Source organism: Mesorhizobium sp. USDA 4413 (genome assembly GCF_056280365.1).
This window is the reverse complement of the sequence record NZ_JBVPRP010000001.1, coordinates 5,439,329-5,451,837: the sequence shown is the minus strand read 5'-3', so window position 1 is coordinate 5,451,837 and position 12,509 is coordinate 5,439,329. Positions and strand designations below refer to the sequence as shown.

The 12,509-nt window shown below is 63.7% G+C and carries 13 protein-coding genes; 4 read left to right on the top strand and 9 right to left on the bottom strand.

Annotated elements, in window-relative coordinates; all coding sequences use genetic code 11:
• The 7 genes from ACVMIM_RS26645 to ACVMIM_RS26615 all read right to left on the bottom strand — a co-directional run bounded on the left by ACVMIM_RS26645 (position 1) and on the right by ACVMIM_RS26615 (position 6,220).
• Entirely contained in the window at positions 1 to 1,368 is a 1,368-nt protein-coding gene (locus ACVMIM_RS26645) for a xanthine dehydrogenase family protein molybdopterin-binding subunit (protein ID WP_476115519.1), read from the bottom strand.
• Positions 1,369 to 1,378: 10 nt separating this feature from the next.
• Positions 1,379 to 1,861, bottom strand: a complete 483-nt coding sequence (locus ACVMIM_RS26640; RefSeq protein WP_476115517.1) for a (2Fe-2S)-binding protein — start codon at positions 1,859 to 1,861, stop codon at positions 1,379 to 1,381.
• Positions 1,862 to 1,919: 58 nt separating this feature from the next.
• Positions 1,920 to 2,714 (bottom strand): FAD binding domain-containing protein, encoded by a 795-nt coding sequence (locus tag ACVMIM_RS26635; protein WP_476115515.1) that lies wholly within the window; start codon positions 2,712 to 2,714, stop codon positions 1,920 to 1,922.
• A 12-nt stretch (positions 2,715 to 2,726) separates the two neighbouring features.
• The gene (locus ACVMIM_RS26630) at positions 2,727 to 3,170 is read right to left on the bottom strand and encodes an SRPBCC family protein (RefSeq protein ID WP_476115513.1); all 444 of its coding nucleotides are present in this window, start codon (positions 3,168 to 3,170) and stop codon (positions 2,727 to 2,729) included.
• Positions 3,171 to 3,275: 105 nt separating this feature from the next.
• Complete coding sequence (locus ACVMIM_RS26625; protein WP_476115511.1) at positions 3,276 to 4,103, bottom strand: helix-turn-helix domain-containing protein; 828 nt, start codon at positions 4,101 to 4,103, stop codon at positions 3,276 to 3,278.
• A 307-nt stretch (positions 4,104 to 4,410) separates the two neighbouring features.
• Complete coding sequence (locus ACVMIM_RS26620) at positions 4,411 to 5,409, bottom strand: ABC transporter permease (RefSeq protein WP_476115509.1); 999 nt, start codon at positions 5,407 to 5,409, stop codon at positions 4,411 to 4,413.
• 67 nt (positions 5,410 to 5,476) lie between these two features.
• The gene (locus tag ACVMIM_RS26615; RefSeq protein ID WP_040996233.1) at positions 5,477 to 6,220 is read right to left on the bottom strand and encodes an ATP-binding cassette domain-containing protein; all 744 of its coding nucleotides are present in this window, start codon (positions 6,218 to 6,220) and stop codon (positions 5,477 to 5,479) included.
• A gap of 442 nt (positions 6,221 to 6,662) precedes the next feature.
• Between ACVMIM_RS26615 and ACVMIM_RS26610 the strand changes: the two genes are divergently transcribed.
• Positions 6,663 to 7,652, top strand: a complete 990-nt coding sequence (locus ACVMIM_RS26610; protein ID WP_040995967.1) for a sugar-binding protein — start codon at positions 6,663 to 6,665, stop codon at positions 7,650 to 7,652.
• A gap of 190 nt (positions 7,653 to 7,842) precedes the next feature.
• Here the strand turns inward: ACVMIM_RS26610 and ACVMIM_RS26605 are convergent, their stop codons facing one another.
• Entirely contained in the window at positions 7,843 to 8,946 is a 1,104-nt protein-coding gene (locus tag ACVMIM_RS26605) for an NAD(P)-dependent oxidoreductase (RefSeq protein ID WP_476115507.1), read from the bottom strand.
• Between ACVMIM_RS26605 and ACVMIM_RS26600 the strand changes: the two genes are divergently transcribed.
• The gene (locus tag ACVMIM_RS26600) at positions 8,930 to 9,826 is read left to right on the top strand and encodes an NAD-dependent epimerase/dehydratase family protein (RefSeq protein WP_476115505.1); all 897 of its coding nucleotides are present in this window, start codon (positions 8,930 to 8,932) and stop codon (positions 9,824 to 9,826) included. The genes ACVMIM_RS26605 and ACVMIM_RS26600 overlap by 17 nt on opposite strands.
• Before the next feature lie 101 nt (positions 9,827 to 9,927).
• Positions 9,928 to 10,704 (top strand): FadR/GntR family transcriptional regulator, encoded by a 777-nt coding sequence (locus ACVMIM_RS26595; RefSeq protein ID WP_040995960.1) that lies wholly within the window; start codon positions 9,928 to 9,930, stop codon positions 10,702 to 10,704.
• Positions 10,705 to 10,720: 16 nt separating this feature from the next.
• Here the strand turns inward: ACVMIM_RS26595 and ACVMIM_RS26590 are convergent, their stop codons facing one another.
• Positions 10,721 to 11,008, bottom strand: coding sequence for a DUF3175 domain-containing protein (locus ACVMIM_RS26590; RefSeq protein WP_040996231.1), 288 nt, complete (start codon positions 11,006 to 11,008; stop codon positions 10,721 to 10,723).
• A gap of 303 nt (positions 11,009 to 11,311) precedes the next feature.
• Here ACVMIM_RS26590 and ACVMIM_RS26585 point away from each other — a divergent pair, with 303 nt between their 5' ends.
• The gene (locus tag ACVMIM_RS26585) at positions 11,312 to 12,484 is read left to right on the top strand and encodes an MFS transporter (protein WP_476117368.1); all 1,173 of its coding nucleotides are present in this window, start codon (positions 11,312 to 11,314) and stop codon (positions 12,482 to 12,484) included.
• The last annotated feature ends 25 nt before the right edge of the window (positions 12,485 to 12,509 follow it).

Below are 12,509 nucleotides of genomic sequence, written 5' to 3'. Positions count from 1 at the left end.
TCAGGCTCCCTTCCTGTAGGAGGACATCGCCATGTATTTTTCCGCCACCGGCCAATTGGCGGCGCGCGAGGCTTCCTGCATGCATTCGATCAGCGCGGCGCCCTCGGTCGGCTGGCGATGCGCCTTCATGTCGCCGTCGCGATAGGCGTTGATGAAGCGGAATTCGAGCGGGTCCATGCCGATCAGCCGTGCCAGCTTGTCCATCTGCACCTCCAGCGCGAAGTCGCCAATGGTGACGCCGAAGCCGCGCATGGCCGACGAAGGCGTGCGGTTGGTGTAGACGCAATAGGTGTCGATCCAGACATTCGGGATCGTGTAGGGGCCGGGATAGTGGGCCGCGCCTTTCTGCGCGCCATAGGGCGAGTGGCGCGAATAGGCGCCGGCGTCGGTGTAGCCGGTCACCTTGCGCGCGACGATGCGGCCGTCCTTCATGACGCCGTCCTTGATGACGACCTTTTCGGCCGCGCGTGGCGACGAGATCTGCATCTCCTCCTCGCGGCTGTAGATAAAACAGACCGGGCGTCCGGTTAGCTTGGCTCCGAGGATGGCGATCGGCTCGACGATGACGTCGACCTTGCCGCCGAAGCCGCCGCCGACGGTGCCGCCGACGAAGTGCAGCTTCGAGCCCGGCATCTGCAGGATGATCGAGGTGTTGTCGAGGGTGAAGAACATCGCCTGGGTATTGGTGTAGCAGGTGAAGCGGTCGTTGCCTTCGGGCGCCACCACGCAGCCGGTCGTCTCAGTCGGCGCATGCTCGATCGGGGAGGACTGGTAGGTCTGTTCGAGAATGTGGTCTGCCTGGGCAAAGCCTGCCTCGACATCGCCGAAGCGCACCTTGCGGCACTCGCCGCTGTCGTAAAGATAGTAGTTCTGGCCGTGATATTCGTTGACCAAAGGCGCGCCGGGCTTCAGCGCCTCTTCCATATCGAAGACCGCGGGGAGCACCTCATAGTCGACCTTCACCTTGGCGGCCGCTTCCTGCGCCGCGCGTTCCGTCTCGGCCAGGACGGCCACCACCGCCTCGCCCTTCCAACGCACCTTGCCGTCGGCGAGCACGGTTTCGTCCTCGGGGCCGATCTGGATCAGGATCAGGATGGTGTAGACATTGTGTGGCACGTCCCTGGCGGTCAGCACCTTGACGACGCCCGGATGCTTTTCCGCTTCGGCCGTATCGATCGAGCGGATGCGGGCATGGTGGTGCGGGCTGCGCACCATCTTCAGATGCAGCATGCCCGGAAAATTGCGGTCGGCAAAATAGGCGGTCTTGCCAGTGACATGTCCCGGCGAATCCAGGCGCGGCCGCGGCTGGCCGATCTCGTTGAGGCCGTCCTTGCGGACATCGGCGAAGTAATCTTTGCGCAGTTCCATGGGCGGTCCCTCAAACGGCGTTCTGCGAATTGGCGCGCGCGGCGGTCAGCACCGCCTGGATGATCGGCTCGTAGCCGGTGCAGCGGCAGATGTTGCCGGAGAGCGCCTCGACCACGTCCTCACGGCTCGGGTTCGGCGTGCGGTCGAGCAGCACCTTGGCGGCCATGATCATGCCCGGCGTGCAGAAGCCGCATTGCGTAGCGAAGGCATCCAGGAAGGCGCGCTGCAGCGGATGCAGCACGCCGCCTTCGGCAAGACCTGCGGTCGTCCTGATGTCGGCGCCGTTGCAGGTTTCTGCCAGTGTCAGGCAGGAGAGCCGCAACTCGCCATCGATGATGACCGAGCAGGCGCCGCAGGTGCCTTGGTGGCAGCCGCCCTTGGGCGACGTATCGCCGATCTTGTCGCGCAGGGCGTGGAGCAGCGTCGTGCCGCTCTCAATGAATTCGGCCTTTTCGGAGCCGTTGAGCGTGAATTGAACTGGGACCTTAGCCATTTTTCCTCCCTGCGCGCCTGCCCGAGACTTCGGACAGACGCGCCCCCGACGGGCAAAACTAAGCAAGCAGCACCCTGCCGAGGTGGACTGGCAGCACCTCGGCACGATACCAGGCGCTGGCGATCGGGTCGGTGATCGGCGAGATGCCTTCGCCAGCCGCCGCAAGCGCCGGCGCGATCTCCTCGGGCGTGAGCTTACAGCCAAGCAATGCCCTTTCCGCAGCTTTGGCGCGCATCGGCCGGTCGGCCATGCAGCCAAGCGCGATGCGCGCGGAGGTGACGGTGCCGTCGGCAGTGCGTTGCATCAGCGCCGCGATGCTCAGCACCGAGATCCCTTTCGGCTTGACGCGCGATATTTTGAGAAAGCGGAAGCTCTCGGTCTTGGGCAACGACAGGCTGACGGCGGTGACGACGGCGCGGCTGGTGTCGCGGTCCGCCAGGAATGTCTCGATCGGCAGTTCGCCGTCTTCGGTGACGACGGTCGCGTCCAGCGCCAGCAGCGCCACGGCGAAGTCGCCATAAGGGGCAGGGGCGAACAGATTGCCGCCGACGGTCGCCATGTTGCGGATCGCCGGCCCGCCGACGGCGCGCGCTGCCGGCGCAAGCGCGGAGAGCTCTGGATGACGGGCAATCGCGGCCATGGTGACCGAAGCGCCGAGCCGGACTTTGCCGCCGGAAACCGCGATTTGCGACAGGCCGGGATCGGTGACGCGGACGAGGCTGGAGACGGAAACGTCGCCTTCATTGGCCGCGCGGACGACAAGCGTGCCGCCGCCCAGATAGCGCGTGCCCGCGGCCTGCAGCGCGGCGTTGGCGTCTTTCACGCTCGAAAAAGTCTGCAGCGCAAGCGACATGGCGCGCTCCCGTCAGCTCTGGCCGGCGAAATGGGCTTTCAGGGCGTTGAAGCCGCCCTGGAAGACGTTGGCGCCCATGCCCTCGGCCAGCTTGTCGGCTTCCTCGGGCGCGGCGTCGAAGCTTGCCGTCCATTCGGCGTAGGTGCGGTTGCCGTCGGTGACACGCCGCAATTGCAGCGTCGCCTTGTGATTGGTGAGCGGCTGCGGCGTTTCGAGTATCGAGTAGCTGACCAGGAAGTTCTCATCCGAGAAGTCAAGAAGCTTCTCGCGCAGCCGCGCGCCGCTGACCAGTTGGAAATTGCGCACGCAGCCGATCGTGGTGGCGTCCTTGCCGTCCTCGATATGGCTTTCCACCATGCGCGGATGCCAGCCCGGCAGGCCGTTGAAGTCGCGGATGCGCGCCCAGACCTGCTCGACCGGCGCGTCGATGACGCTGGAAATGGTGACTTTCGCCATAGACTGGTTCCCTTGCAAAGATCGGGAGCAGGCTATGGCGGCCGACGGGCCGGCGCTTATCAATGCGTCTTAAGTGCGTATCAACCAGTCGGAAAAACAGGCGCCTCAGGCCGTCGCTCTTGCGGCTTCGCGGTAGAGCGTGGGCGGCACGCCGACATGGTCGCGGAAGAAGCGCGAGAAATTGCCCTGGGTGGTGAAGCCGAGATTGCAGGCGACCGAGATCAGCGGTTCCTGCGACCACTGCAGCTGGCGCACGGCTTCCTCCATGCGCAGCGTGTTCCAGTAGACGTTCGGCGTCAGGTTGGTCTGTTCCTTGAACAGCGCGAAGAAATGCGGCCGCGACAGACCGACGGAACGGGCGACATCGTCGAAGGAGATGCGCTCGCAGACATGGGCCTTCATCAGCTGTATCGCCTTGCGGACACGGAAGTCGAGCATCGTGTTGATGCGCGCGCGGGCTACCTGCGGCGCCGAAGCATCCGCCGCGTCGAGCACGCTGTCGATGAAGCGCTCGATCTCGTAGTTGGCGACGTCGTCGATGCTCTCATTGTCGATCAGGTGATCGAGCAGGTTCGCCGCCGCCTGGTGCAGCCAGGGCTCCAGCGTGATTGCGGCTTGCGTGAACAGCGGCGCCGACGAAGGCAGGTCGCGGCGCCGGCGCGCCCAGTCCGGGTCGATGTAGAAGGCCAGGAACAGGCCGGGCCTGCCGTCGCGGGAAAGGGCGTGGCTGTGCGGCTGGAACGAATTGATGCCGGCCGCGGTGTCCGGTCCAAGCCGCACCGTTTCGCGGCCGATGGTCATTTCGCCTGCGGTGCCTTCCAGCCAGATGATGAGATGTGCCTCGCCATGGGCATGGGTGACGAAGTCGTTGGCGACATTCAGCACGGAAACATGTCCGAACCGGCCCCAGTAGAGCCTGATCGCGTCCGTCATGGGTATCGTTCCTCCCGCAGGCGACTGGCCTCCCTTCGCCTGCTTCTGAATAGTGCGGCCGGGGTGCGGCCGCGTCAAGGCGGGCAGGCGCGGCGGAACTTGCGTTGAAAGCGCCTGGATGGATTTTCAGACTGAGCGATAGGGGGCGGTTTCTCCTTCTCCCCTTGCGGGAGAAGGTGGATCGGCGCGATAGCACCGAGACGGATGAGGGGGTGTTCCGGCGGAGTGAGACGTTGGCCTTCCCTGGAGCCCCCCTCATCCGTCGCCTTCGGCGACACTTTCCCCCACAAGGGGGGGAAGGAGGAGCCTAATCGCTGCGGCGGAAATTGCGGATGCGGTCGAAGAGCACCGCCAGGATGATAGCGCCGCCGATGAAGGTGCCTTGCCAGAAGGCGTTAATGCCAAGCAGGCCCAGGCTGTTGCGGATCACCTCGATGAGGGCGGCGCCGACGACGGCGCCGAGCGCGGTGCCGACGCCGCCGGCGAGATTGGCGCCGCCGATGACGGTGGCGGCGATGACCTGCAGCTCCATGCCGGTGCCGAGATTGGTGGTGACGGCGCCGAGCCAGCCGGTCTGGATGATGCCGGCGAGCCCCGCCGATAGTGCCGAGATCATGTAGACGGCGACCTTGATCTGCTTGACGGGAACGCCGGTCAGCGTCGCCGCGTGCTCATTGCCGCCGATGGCGAAAATGTGCCGGCCGAACTTGGTCCAGCGCAGGATGAAGCCGGTGATCAGCGCCAGGATGATCATGTAGAGCACCGGATTGGCGATGCCGAAGACCCAGGCGCCGCCGCCCAACGCCAGAAGCTTCTGGTGGTCCGGCCCGAACTGGAAGACCACGGTGTTGTTCGAAGCGACCATGGCAAGGCTGCGCGCCACCGACAGCATGCCGAGCGTCACCACGAAGGGCGGGAAGCCGAGATAGGCGATGAGCACGCCGTTGAAGGCGCCGATGGCCAGCGCGGTGGCGATCGTGGCCAGGATGCCGATCTCGATCGAATAGCCGGCATGCATGGTGACGGCGAGCACCATGGAGCACAGGCAAAGCACCGAGCCGACCGAGAGGTCGATGCCGCCGGTGATGATGACGAAGGTCATGCCCAGCGCGACGATGGCGACGAAGGTGACGTTGCGGGTGATGTTGAAGAGGTTCTTCGAGGTGGCGAAGGAATCGGTGGCGAAGGACAGGAACAGGCAGGCGAGGATGACCGCGATCACCACCCAGAAAGTCTGGTTGGCAAAGAGCCGCGACAGGAAAGTGTGCTGCTTCTGCGCGATCGTCTGGTCAAGGGTGACTGCCATTATCGACCTTTCCTGAGAGGTGGGACGCGGAACCCTTTGCGTCACGCCACCCGTTCAAATCCGTGAGTCATGCCACCTGTTCGATGGCGCCGGTGATCAGCCCGGTGACTTCCTCGGGCGAGCTCGAGGCGATCTTCTTGTCGGCGACTTTGCGGCCGCGCCGCATGACGATGACGCGGTCGGCGACGTCGAACACGTCGGGCATGCGGTGGCTGATCAGCACCACGGCGATGCCCTGGTCGCGCAGATGGCGGATGAGGTTCAGCACTTCGGCGACCTGCCTGACCGAGATCGCCGCCGTCGGCTCGTCCATCAGCACGATCTTGGCCTGCGACAGCATGGTGCGGGCAATCGCCACCGCCTGGCGCTGGCCGCCCGACATCTGCTTGACCAGATCGCGCGGACGCGTCTCGGATTTCAGCTCGGCAAAGAGCTGGCCGGCGCGCTTGTACATTGCGGCGTAGTCGAGGATGCGGAACGGGCCGACGCCGCGGCGCAGTTCGCGGCCGAGATAGACGTTCGCCGCGGCCGTCAGATTGTTGCAGAGGGCGAGGTCCTGGTGGACGATCTCGATGCCGTGCTGGCGAGCGTCCGCCGGCTTGTGCATGACAAGCTCCTTGCCCTCCAGATGCATGGTGCCGTGGCTCGGGCGGAAATTGCCGGCGATCATCTTCACCAGCGTCGACTTGCCGGCGCCGTTGTCGCCCATCAGGCCGACGACCTCGCCAGCCTCCAGCGAGAACGAGACGTCGTTGACCGCCTGGATGGCGCCGAAATGCTTCGAGATATTGGCGAGTTCGAGAACCGACACCAGCCTTAGGCCTCCCCATTTGTTGACGCAGCCTTCCGCCGGACCCGCCGGCGCCACTTACGTCCCGCCCGTCCATCTCCTCACGAACGGCGCGGTAGACGCATTTAGGCAAAAGCCGGCAAAGGCGTCAATCAATTGTCTGACGATTAATTTCGAGACTCGACAAAAAATCTGTTTTGTAGGACAAATAGGAATTGACGCTGGCGAAAAGCCGATATTAGCTAAGTCTCGGAGGAAGACTTTGCTCCACGTCCGCCTGTCCGGCGGAGGGCGGGCGAATGGTTTGATGATCCGGCTGCGCAATATTTGGGCAAACGGATCGGGAAATGCTTGTCAGCCCGGTGCAGGACGCGAACATCATAGATGCTCGTCATGGTCTGTGCATCCGGGCTGATCAGTGTGGCGGGCACGCAGTGTCCGTCTGTTTCAAGGGAGGACTGATATGAGGAAAACACTTTTGCTTGCCGCCGTCGCCGCCATGGCGTTGGGCGCCGGGCCGGCTTTGGCCAAGAAACAGCTCGTCATCGTTGTGAAAGGTCTCGACAATCCGTTCTTCGAAGCCATCCATCAGGGCTGCGAGAAGTGGAACAAGGAAAACGCCAGCTCGGAATATGAATGCTTCTACACCGGCCCGGCATCGACTTCGGACGAAGCCGGCGAAGCGCAGATCGTGCAGGACATGCTGAGCAAGCCCGACACGGCGGCGATGGCGATCTCGCCGTCCAACGCGCCGCTGATCGCGCAGACGATCAAGAGCGCCAATCCGTCGATCCCGATCATGACGGTCGACGCCGATCTTGCCAAGGAAGACGCAGCCCTTCGCAAGACCTATCTCGGCACCGACAACTATCTGATGGGCAAGAAGATCGGCGAATACATCAAGAAGGCCAAGCCGAATGGCGGCACGATCTGCACCATCGAAGGCAATCCGGCGGCGGACAACATCCTGCGCCGCGCGCAAGGCATGCGCGATGCGCTGTCGGGCAAGGAAGGCCTCGCGGCGCTGAAGGGTGAAGGCGGCTGGACCGAAGTCGCCGGCTGCCCGGTGTTCACCAATGACGACGGCGCCAAGGGCGTGCAGGCGATGACCGACATCCTTGCCGCCAATCCAAAGCTCGACGCCTTCGGCATCATGGGCGGCTGGCCGCTGTTCGGCGCACCGCAGCCCTATCGCGACCTGTTCAAGCCGATGGCCGACAAGATCGCCAAGAACGAGTTCGTCATCGGCGCCGCAGACACGATCGGTGACGAGGTGGCGATCGCCAAGGAAGGCCTGGTGACCGCACTGGTCGGCCAGCGGCCGTTCGAAATGGGCTATAAGGCACCCTCGGTCATGCTCGACCTCATCGCCGGCAAGAAGGTCGACGATCCGGTCTTCACCGGCCTCGACGAATGCACCAAGGAAACGGCCGACACCTGCATCCAGAAGTAGGCGCCGGCTGCATCCAGGACCATCGAAAAAGGAGGGGGCGCCCGCAAGGCGCCCCTTTTTCTTTCGCTGCCGACTTTCCTTGTTGTACAGAGCAGAGGCGTTTGCCGCTCCTTTGTTTACGCAATCCGGACGGAAGGCCACGGCGAAGGCGCCGAGCCCAATCGCTGCGTGCTTTTCCTGGAATTGCTCGTCAAATCTTCTGCTTCACGCCATCTTTCGAAGGCATCAGGTCGACGCCGTTGAGCTTGCCGATGTGAGTGGCGAGCATCGGCACATACTGTTCCGCGGGACCGGTGGCAAAGGCCGTGGCGAAGGAATTCTTGGTGGCGTTGCCCAGAGGGTTGGCGATGCCGGCGGCGCCCGCCATCGATTCCAGATAGGTCAGGTCCTTGAAGGCATTGGCGATGGTGAACTTGTGCGCGTCGCGGTCGCCCTCCAGCGTCCAGCGCATGAAGGTCTGGTAGAAGCCGCAATCCATGCGGCCGTTGCGGATGACGCTGTCGAAGCGCTGCGGTGAAATGCCGACCTTCTCAGCCAGCGCCAGAGCCTCAGAATAGATCGCCGCGTAGCCGAGCGAGACGAAGTTGTTGAGCAGCTTCATGCGATGGCCGTCGCCGGTGTCGCCGATATGGACGATGCGGCCGGCCCAGGTCTCGAGCACCGGTTTCAGCCTGGCGAACACCGCGTCCGGCGCGCCGACCATGGCGTCCAGCGTGCCTTCCCAGGCCTCCTTCGGCGTGCGGCTGAGCGGGGCGTCGACATAGTCGACGCCGAGAGGCCTGAGTTCGGCGGCCAGGGCCACCGTGGAGACCGGATCGGAGGTCGAGCAGTCGACGACGACCGAGCCTTGCTTCAAGCCCTCCTTCAGCCCGCCTGGGCCGCGGATGATCGCTTCCACCTCGCGCGAGCCGGTGACGCAGATGAAGACGATGTCGGATGCCGCCGCCACCTCCCTGGACGTGGCCGCTTCCCTGGCGCCGCGTCCCAAGAGGTCTTCCGCCGGCTTGCGGTTCTTGCGGCCAAGGAAAGTGAGCGGATAACCCTTGTCGACGATGTTCTTGGCGATGCCGTGCCCCATCAGGCCTAGGCCGATGAAACCGATGTTCTCGCGGGCAGCGGTGGTGCTCATGTCGTCTCTTCCCTGTCTTTCGTGGTGATGGGCGCCCGCGCGGCGGGCAATTGTCGAGAAAGTTTCCGCGGATCGCAGGTGGCGGGCGATTGCGGAATACCATATTGTCTGACAATACACATAATTCCCGAGCCTTGTGGAGAGCAAAATGACGAAGCGGATCATGTTCACCGGCGGCAGCGGCAAGGCCGGCCGGCATGTCGTTCAGTATCTGGTCGAACATGGCTGCCAGGTGCTCAACATCGACACTAAGCCGCTCGACAATCCGAAGGTGCGCACGCTGATCACCGACATCACCGACAGCGGGCAGGTGTTCAACGCGCTGTCGAGCTATATGGGTCTGCACGAGTTCGACCCGTCGCTGAGGGCACAGCCGGTCGATGCCGTGGTGCATTTCGCCGCCATCCCGCGCATCATGATCACGCCGGACAACGAAGTGTTCCGCATCAACGCGATGGGCACCTACAATGTCATCGAGGCGGCGGTGAAGCTCGGCATCCGCAAGGTGATCATCGCTTCCAGCGAGACGACCTACGGTCTGGTTTTCGCCAACGAGCCGCGCAATCCGACGCATTTCCCGCTCGACGAGGACTATGACGTCGATCCGATGGACTCCTACGCGCTGTCGAAGATCGTCAACGAGAAGACGGCGCGAGCCTTCGCGCTGCGCAGTGGTTTCGACATCTATGCGCTGCGCATCGGCAACGTCATCGAGCCGCACGAATATTCGCTGTTTCCGAAATGGTTCGCCGATCCCGGCTTCCGCAAGCGCATCGCCTGGAGCTACATCGACGCGCGCGATCTGGGCCAGATCACCCTGCGCGCCATCGAGAAGGACGGCCTGGGCTACCAGGTGTTCAACGCGGCCAACGACGATACCTCGTCGGACCTGCCGACAGCGGAGCTGTTGAAGCGCTTTTATCCGGACGTGCCGGTCAAGGCCGAGCTCGGCGAATATGAGACGCTGCTTTCGAACCGCAAGGCGCGCGAGGTGCTCGGCTTCCGGCCCGAGCACAGCTGGCGCAAATACGTCAAAAACGCCTGAGGCGACGCCAAATGCCGGTTGAGCTGTGCACATCTCGGCAGGTTGCGGCAAAGCGGGCTTGCCGTGCTTGACAGGCTCTGAAAACGGGATTTTGTGAACCTATGCGGGACGCGAAGCCGAACAACGAAAAAAGGCCGACGAAGACGGCGGCCGCGGAGCGTCCGGCCGGCGTCCGCCGGTCCGACGCGCCTCGCATCCCCGGCGCCAGCGTGCATACCTCCTTGGCCAGCGAGATCGGGTTGCGCATCGTGCGCGGCGACTATCCGCCAGGCACCATTCTGCCCAATGAAGCGAAATGGTCGGAGACTTTCGACGTCAGCCGCTCCGCGGTGCGCGAGGCGATCAAGATGCTGATGGCCAAGAGCCTGCTGGCGTCACGGCCGAAGATCGGCAGTTGGGTCGAACCGAAGGAACGCTGGAACCTGCTCGACCGCGACGTGCTGTCCTGGTACGCGACGTCGCCGGACCGCGAGGTTTTCCTGAAGACGGTGCAGGAGTTCCGCCATATCATCGAGCCGGAGGCAACGGCCTTCGCGGCGATGCGGCGCACCGACGAACAGATGGCCGAGATCAGCCAGGCCTGCCGCGAGATGGGCGAGGCCACCAACCTGCAGGAGCGGACCCGCGCCGACACGCGCTTCCACCTCGCCATCCTCAGGGCCTCGGGCAACGACCTCCTGGTGCCGCTTGGCGTGCTGATCGAATCCGCCTTCGATCATCTCTTCACCTATACGACGCGCGAGCTGGACGATCTGCAGCATGCCCAGAAGCTGCACGAGGCGATCGAGAGAAACATCCGCCTCAAGAGGCCGGATGCGGCGCGCAACGCGGTCCGCAAATTGCTGGCCAATACCGACGAAGTCATTCAATCGCGTTAGGGCCTGCCTGGCAGACCTAGTCCTGCTTCTCGCGGCCGAAGGCGACGCGCAGCTCGTCCTTCGCCTTTTCCAGCACTTTCTTGCGCTCTTCGGGCAGGTTCTTGCCGGCGCGGTTGATGTAGAAATTCAACATCGACATAGCGGATTGAAACGGCTCGGCCTTGCGACGGTCGCTGTGCTCGGCCGACCGCTTCAGCGAGGCGGCTATCTTCTTGGCGTCGTCGGATTCGAAGACGTGCTCCTCAAGATCGAGCGCATCGCTGTGCTCGGTCACGTCGGCCGACCATTTCTTTTTGGCGGTCATGGTGAACTCCTTCCTGGAGCGCTTCAGCGTTTCACGGAAAAGGCCGAACCGCTCTATCGCTTGTTTCACGCAATTCCGGACGGACACTTTTCCTGGAATTGCTCTGAGGCAAACTCCAAGCGGTGAGGCGGGTTCCGGTTCTGGAGCCACGGATTTGCCCGTCGTGGCGCTGCTCGGCTCGGAAAATGGACCGATAGTGCGTTCAAACACGCGATCTCGAAGAAATCGCGGACAGGAGACGCCGTGACGACACTTCCAGGAAACGCGGCAAGCAAAGCCGGCATAGACAGTTTCTATGCATGGATGCGGCTCGGCATCTCCTTGCTGCTGGCGACGATCGGCGGCGTCGGCACCTGGGCGGTGGTCGTGGTCCTGCCTGCCGTGCAGGCCGAATTCGGCATCGATCGCGCCGCCGCCTCCATGCCCTATACGGCGACCATGGTAGGCTTCGCCGCCGGCAATGCGCTGATCGGACGCGCCATAGATCGTTTTGGATACTGGATACCGGCGCTCGCCGCTTCGCTCGCGCTTGGCGCGGGGTTTCTGCTGGCATCGCGCGCCAATTCGATCCTGGGCGTCACGCTTGCTCAAGGCTTGCTGATCGGCGTCGGCTGTTCGGCGATCTTCGGGCCGCTGATCGCAGACGTCTCGCACTGGTTCGATCGCCGCCGTGGGGTCGCGGTGACGGTGGCGGCATCGGGCAATTACATTGCCGGAGCGATCTGGCCGACGATCATGCCTTATGTGATGGAAGGCCATGGCTGGCGTTTCACCTATGCGCTGATCGGGGTCGTCTGCATCGTCACCATGGTGCCGCTGGTCCTGTTGTTGCGCCGGCGCGCGCCGCATGAGGGGATTTCCGGCGCGCCTCGCGCGCGGCCGGTGCAGCCGATCTCGCTGTCGCCCTCGCAATTGCAGGTCCTGCTGGTGATCGCGGGCTTTGGCTGCTGCATGGCTATGTCGATGCCGCAAGTGCATATCGTCGCCTATTGCATGGATCTCGGCTACGGCGTCGCGCGCGGCGCCGACATGCTGTCGATCATGCTGGCGGCCGGCGTCGTCAGCCGGATAGGCTCCGGCTTCCTCGCCGACCGCATCGGCGCGGTGAAGACGCTGCTGATCGGTTCGGCGCTGCAGTGCCTGTCGCTGCTCTTCTACATTCCCTTCGACGGGCTTGCCTCGCTCTACATCGTTTCGCTGGTGTTCGGCCTGTCGCAAGGCGGCATCGTGCCCTGCTATGCCATCATCGTGCGCGATTATATGCCGGCGAGGGAAGCCGGCCAGCGCGTCGGCATCGTCCTGATGGCGACGATCTTCGGCATGGCGGTGGGCGGCTGGATGTCGGGCTGGATCTACGACCTCACCGGTTCCTATGCCGCCGCGTTCCTGAACGGAATCGGCTGGAACCTCGTCAACCTCGCGGCCATCATGCTCTTGATGTGGAAAGCCAACCGCAGCGCCGCCGCGATCGCCTGACGGGCCTTGGGCGCCGACATCGGCT

Coding starts and splice junctions, on each gene's coding strand:
- ACVMIM_RS26645 (WP_476115519.1), bottom strand. CDS start 1,368: ATGGAACTGCGCAAAGATTACTTCGCCGATGTCCGCAAGGACGGCCTC.
- ACVMIM_RS26640 (WP_476115517.1), bottom strand. CDS start 1,861: ATGGCTAAGGTCCCAGTTCAATTCACGCTCAACGGCTCCGAAAAGGCC.
- ACVMIM_RS26635 (WP_476115515.1), bottom strand. CDS start 2,714: ATGTCGCTTGCGCTGCAGACTTTTTCGAGCGTGAAAGACGCCAACGCC.
- ACVMIM_RS26630 (WP_476115513.1), bottom strand. CDS start 3,170: ATGGCGAAAGTCACCATTTCCAGCGTCATCGACGCGCCGGTCGAGCAG.
- ACVMIM_RS26625 (WP_476115511.1), bottom strand. CDS start 4,103: ATGACGGACGCGATCAGGCTCTACTGGGGCCGGTTCGGACATGTTTCC.
- ACVMIM_RS26620 (WP_476115509.1), bottom strand. CDS start 5,409: ATGGCAGTCACCCTTGACCAGACGATCGCGCAGAAGCAGCACACTTTC.
- ACVMIM_RS26610 (WP_040995967.1), top strand. CDS start 6,663: ATGAGGAAAACACTTTTGCTTGCCGCCGTCGCCGCCATGGCGTTGGGC.
- ACVMIM_RS26600 (WP_476115505.1), top strand. CDS start 8,930: ATGACGAAGCGGATCATGTTCACCGGCGGCAGCGGCAAGGCCGGCCGG.
- ACVMIM_RS26605 (WP_476115507.1), bottom strand. CDS start 8,946: ATGATCCGCTTCGTCATTTTGCTCTCCACAAGGCTCGGGAATTATGTG.
- ACVMIM_RS26595 (WP_040995960.1), top strand. CDS start 9,928: ATGCGGGACGCGAAGCCGAACAACGAAAAAAGGCCGACGAAGACGGCG.
- ACVMIM_RS26590 (WP_040996231.1), bottom strand. CDS start 11,008: ATGACCGCCAAAAAGAAATGGTCGGCCGACGTGACCGAGCACAGCGAT.
- ACVMIM_RS26585 (WP_476117368.1), top strand. CDS start 11,312: ATGCGGCTCGGCATCTCCTTGCTGCTGGCGACGATCGGCGGCGTCGGC.